Raw genomic sequence first — 4738 nt, 5'->3', positions numbered from 1 at the left:
CCGACGCCCCCATCATCACCACCGACGCCCGCCACCGCGGCGACGCCAAGAGCGCACTCATCACCCTCGTCGAACACGCACTCATGGCACGGCTCAAGTAACGGGCGTTCCCCTGCGATACGCGGAGGCGGGCTGTGTCATGGAACACGGCCCGCCTCTGGCGTTCATAACGTTTCGACAGAGAATTGCCCCGCGGCCGGACACGGCGCGCGTTCGCCCGGTGCCGCTGTGCGCACAACTGGCCCCGTTTTTGCCGCAGCTCGCTCTTTATGTCCGTTTTATGTGGGACGTAAGGCTCTGGGAACGGCCGATTCCAACTGTTTGGAACACGGCGCTTCATCGTGCTGGAATTCAACGAACTAGCTAGTAGCACCGCCGAGAGGTTGTTGGTCGAGTGAGGCGAAGCAACTCAAGCCCCGCGGATGAACCCGCGCGCGGCAACTTCACCCCGCCGCCGCGCGCGGCCACGTCGCCCGTCGACGTGCCCGTGGAACCGCCGGCCGGCGGTGGCAGCACCAGCAAGCTCTCCCCGCGCAACTGGCGGGTGCCGACGCGTCTGAACGCCATCCTGCTCGTACCCGTCCTCGTCGGACTGGTCATGGGCGGCTTCCAGGTGAAGGGCTCGATCGACACCTGGAACGAGGCGAAGGACGCCGAGAAGACGGTCCGCATCGTCCAGGCGGCGGCCGAATACGGCCAGGCCCTCCTCAACGAACGCGACCTCAGCGCGGAGCCGCTCCTCAAGGGCGACCGCACCAACGAGGCGGTCGTCAAGGCGTACGCGGCCACCGACGCGGCCAAGGCCAAGTTCGCGGCGGCTGTGAAGGACATGCCCAAGAAGCAGGGCCTGGAGCGCCGCCTGGAACTCTTCCGCCAGGAGGAGCCCAAGCTGGAGCAGGTCCGCAAGACGGCCTACGCCGTCCCGGAGACCACCAAGAAGAACCCCCCTTCCCAGCTCGGCCCGGTGCCGACCGAAGAGGGCTACGTGCTGGTCCAGCACTACCTGATGCAGTTCTCCAACGAACTGGGCCTGGGCACCGGCAACGTCACCAGCTACGGCCGCATGGTCTACGCGGTCGAACTGGCCAAGGCGGCCAACTCGCTCCAGCGCTCCATCGGCACGCACCTGCTGGTCCGCCCGAACGAGGACGAGAGCGTCCGCAAGGCCCAGCTCGTCGCGTTCTCCTCCTACGCCTACCTCGAAGAGATCGCCGCCGGCGAGTACGTCGCCGCCGGCACCGAGGAGGACACCAAGCGCCTCCAGGAGGTCATGGGCAAGAAGTCCCAGGAGGGCGCCGCCAAGCTCGCCCAGGCCAAGCAGGCCGCCGAGCAGGCCGGTACGCCCTTCAAGACCCCGCCCCTGGTCAACGGCTCCGCCCTCACGGGAATGACCGAGGCGATAGCCGGCGGCGAGAAGCCGGCCAAGCTCGCCCTCATCGGTGTCACCCCGCAGGCCTGGCAGCAGGCCGCCACCGCCAAGTTCGACGGCTACGCCGAGGTCGAGCAGGAGCTCCTGGAGAAGGCCGTCCAGGACACCGTCGCGGTGTCCGACAAGGCCCAGAGCGACGCCATCCTGACCGGCGCCATCGTGGTCGTGGCCCTCCTCGCCGCCTTCATCCTGGCCGCGCTGATGGCCCGCCAGATGAGCCGCTCGATGCTCCGTCTGCGCACCTCCGCCTTCGACGTCGCCGAGCAGCGCCTGCCGATGCTCGTCGACCAGCTCTCGCGCACCGACCCGGGCAAGGTCGACACCCGTGTGGAGCCGATCCCGATCAACTCCAGGGACGAGATCGGCGAGGTCGCCCGCGCCTTCGACCAGGTCCACCGGGAAGCGGTCCGGCTCGCCGCCGAGCAGGCCCTCCTGCGGGGCAACGTCAACGCGATCTTCACGAACCTCTCCATGCGCAACCAGTCGCTGATCGAGGGCCAGCTGACCCTCATCACCGACCTGGAGAACAACGAGGCCGACCCGGACCAGCTGGAGAACCTCTTCCGCCTGGACCACCTGGCCACCCGTATGCGTCGCAACGGCGAGAACCTCCTCATCCTCGCGGGTGAGAACCCGGGCCGCCGCTGGGACCAGCCGGTCCCCCTCGTCGACGTGCTGCGCGCCGCCTCCTCCGAGGTGGAGCAGTACGAGCGCATCGAACTCTCGGGCGTCTCCGAGGCCGAGATCCACGGCCAGGCCGTGACCGACCTCGTGCACCTGCTCGCCGAGCTGCTGGAGAACGCCACCACGTTCTCCTCTCCCCAGACCAAGGTCCGGGTCAACGCCACGCGTCTGCCCGACGGCCGCGTGATGATCGAGATCCACGACAAGGGCATCGGTCTCACCGCCGAGGACTTCGCGGACATCAACCACAAGCTGGCCAACCCGCCGACCGTGGACGCCGCGATCTCCCAGCGCATGGGCCTCTTCGTGGTCGGCCGGCTGGCGGACCGCCACAGCATCCGCGTCCAGCTGCGCCCCTCGGGCGAGCAGGCCGGCACCACCTCGCTGGTCATGCTCCCCGACGCCATCACCCACGGTGGCGGTGGCGAGGGCATCCCGGACGACGACTTCACCGTCTCCTCGATCATCCCCGAGCAGCAGGCCGAGCAGGCCGCCCCGCTGCGCACCGCCGCCGAGCTCGGCTTCGACGACTCCCGCTACGAGGCCCAGGGCGGCCAGGGCGGCGAGGAGAAGCAGGTCGACCCGGTCGTGCGCTCCCTGGGCCGCGAGGAGCGCCGGGCCGCGCTGGAGGCGCAGCTCAACTTCGGGCAGGAGCAGGGCGGCCAGCCCGAGCAGCAGCAGTACGCCGCCGAGGGCTATCCGGAACCTCAGCCGGAACACGGGTACCAGCCGTACCAGGAGTACGAACAGCCGTCCGCGCAGGGCTACGAGGCCCCGTACGGGGAGCAGGCCCAGCAGCAGTCCTACGAGGCGTTCCCGGAGCAGGGCTATGCCTATCCGGAAGTCGGCTATCAGGACCAGCAGCAGCCCGCACAGGCGTACGAGGGCGGCTACGCAGAGCAGTCCCCGCAGGCCGCATGGCCCGAGCAGAACACCTACTCGGAGCCCTACCAGCAGGACTACGGGACCGAATCGGAACCCCCGGCCGCTCCCGAACCGGCCGTGGACCGCGTAGGCTTCGACCGTCCGGGCGCCGCTGCCGACACCGGTCACGCGTTGACCGGAGCGGGCCTGCCGCGACGTGGCAGCCAGCAGCAGTGGGGTTCGGGCCGGAAGGAAGCGGAGCCCACCGGTTCCCTCTTCGACCAGCGGCCGCAGCGACAGCAGCAGCCCGCGGAGCCGAAGGAGGCCCCGGCGGACGATGCGGCCGGCGGGGGCTGGCGTTCGACGAACGACGAGCGCTGGCAGCAGGCCGGCAAGCTCCGTGAGCCGAAGGCGGGCGGGGTCACCCCGTCCGGTCTCCCTCGGCGGGTGCCCAAGGCCAACCTGGTCGAGGGTGCTGCGGAGACGACCCCGCAGGGCGGCCCCCAGGTCTCCCGCGCCCCGGAGGACGTGCGCGGCAGGTTGAGCAACCTGCGCCGCGGTGTCCAGCAGGGACGCAGCGCGGGTTCCGAGCAGTCAAGTAACAGCTATGACCAGGAGCGTTAGTGTGAGCGCGATGAGCCAGGCGGCGCAGAACCTGAACTGGTTGATCACCAACTTCGTGGACAACACCCCCGGGGTGTCCCACACGGTGGTGGTCTCCGCCGACGGCCTTCTGCTGGCGATGTCCGACGGATTCCCGCGCGACCGCGCCGATCAGCTGGCGGCCGTGGCCTCCGGTCTGACCTCGCTGACCGCCGGAGCGTCCCGCATCTTCGAGGGTGGCGCCGTCAACCAGACCGTGGTGGAGATGGACCGTGGGTTCCTCTTCCTCATGTCGGTCTCCGACGGGTCCTCGCTCGCGGTGCTCGCGCACCCCGAGTGCGACATCGGCCTCGTCGGCTACGAGATGGCCCTCCTCGTGGACCGCGCCGGCAACGTCCTCACCCCGGACCTGCGCGCGGAGCTCCAGGGAAGCCTTCTCAACTAGCAAACAAGCAGTGCGTTTCGCGTCACCGCACCGTAGGGTGCGGTGGCGCGGTTCCACAGGGAGTACTGCGTTCTTGGAGTCGGAGGAGGAAACGTGACAACACCCGGAGGACATCCTTATGGCGGCCAGCAGCCGCAGGGTGGACACGACCAGAACCGCTTCAACTTCCCCTCCGCTCCCAGCCGGCCCATGCCGGAGCAGACTCCCTACGCCCAGCAACCGTACGGCCAGCCCCAGCAGCCCCAGCAGCCCCAGGCGCCCCACCGGCTTCCGCAGCAGCCCCCTCGGGCCGCGCAGCCGCAGGCTCCGAAGGCGCACAACCCGCTGGTGCGCCCGTACGCGATGACCGGCGGCCGGACCCGGCCGCGCTACCAGCTCGCCATCGAGGCGCTGGTCAGTACCACGGCGGATCCCGCGCGTCTGCAAGGGCAGTTGCCCGAGCACCAGCGGATCTGCCGCCTGTGCCAGGAGATCAAATCCGTCGCGGAGATCTCGGCACTTCTCTCCATTCCTCTTGGTGTCGCCCGCATCCTCGTAGCCGACCTGGCGGAGGCGGGCCTTGTCGCCATTCACCAGCCCGGCGGCGACGAGTCTGCCGGCGGCCAGCCAGATGTGACACTGCTCGAAAGGGTGCTCAGTGGACTTCGCAAGCTCTAACGGCGGAGCGGCTCGCTCCACCACCTCCGCGAAGATCGTGGTGGCGGGCGGCTTCG

The 4738-nt window shown here is 69.4% G+C and carries 3 protein-coding genes and 2 pseudogenes; all 5 read left to right on the top strand.

Features of this window, described 5'->3' with window-relative positions:
• Positions 1-101: pseudogene (locus ACZ5NJ_RS37620) on the top strand (ATP-binding protein); the annotation flags it as partial.
• A gap of 293 nt (positions 102-394) precedes the next feature.
• Positions 395-3601 carry a sensor histidine kinase gene (locus tag ACZ5NJ_RS37615; RefSeq protein WP_468771271.1) on the top strand — a complete coding sequence of 1069 codons (3207 nt, stop codon included), beginning with the start codon at positions 395-397 and terminating at the stop codon, positions 3599-3601.
• 10 nt (positions 3602-3611) lie between these two features.
• On the top strand, positions 3612-4025 hold the full coding sequence (locus ACZ5NJ_RS37610) for a roadblock/LC7 domain-containing protein (protein WP_079431971.1): 414 nt from the start codon (positions 3612-3614) through the stop codon (positions 4023-4025).
• A gap of 93 nt (positions 4026-4118) precedes the next feature.
• Positions 4119-4682, top strand: coding sequence for a DUF742 domain-containing protein (locus ACZ5NJ_RS37605; RefSeq protein ID WP_468771269.1), 564 nt, complete (start codon positions 4119-4121; stop codon positions 4680-4682).
• A pseudogene (locus tag ACZ5NJ_RS37600) lies at positions 4663-4738 on the top strand (ATP-binding protein); the annotation flags it as partial. The gene ACZ5NJ_RS37605 and the pseudogene ACZ5NJ_RS37600, both read left to right, overlap by 20 nt.

The sequence above is a fragment of the Streptomyces sp. NPDC032091 genome (assembly GCF_055580265.1).
The sequence above is the reverse complement of the archived record's forward strand: the minus strand, read 5'-3'. Positions and strand labels throughout refer to the sequence as shown.

Coding starts and splice junctions, on each gene's coding strand:
- ACZ5NJ_RS37610 (WP_079431971.1), top strand. CDS start 3,612: ATGAGCCAGGCGGCGCAGAACCTGAACTGGTTGATCACCAACTTCGTG.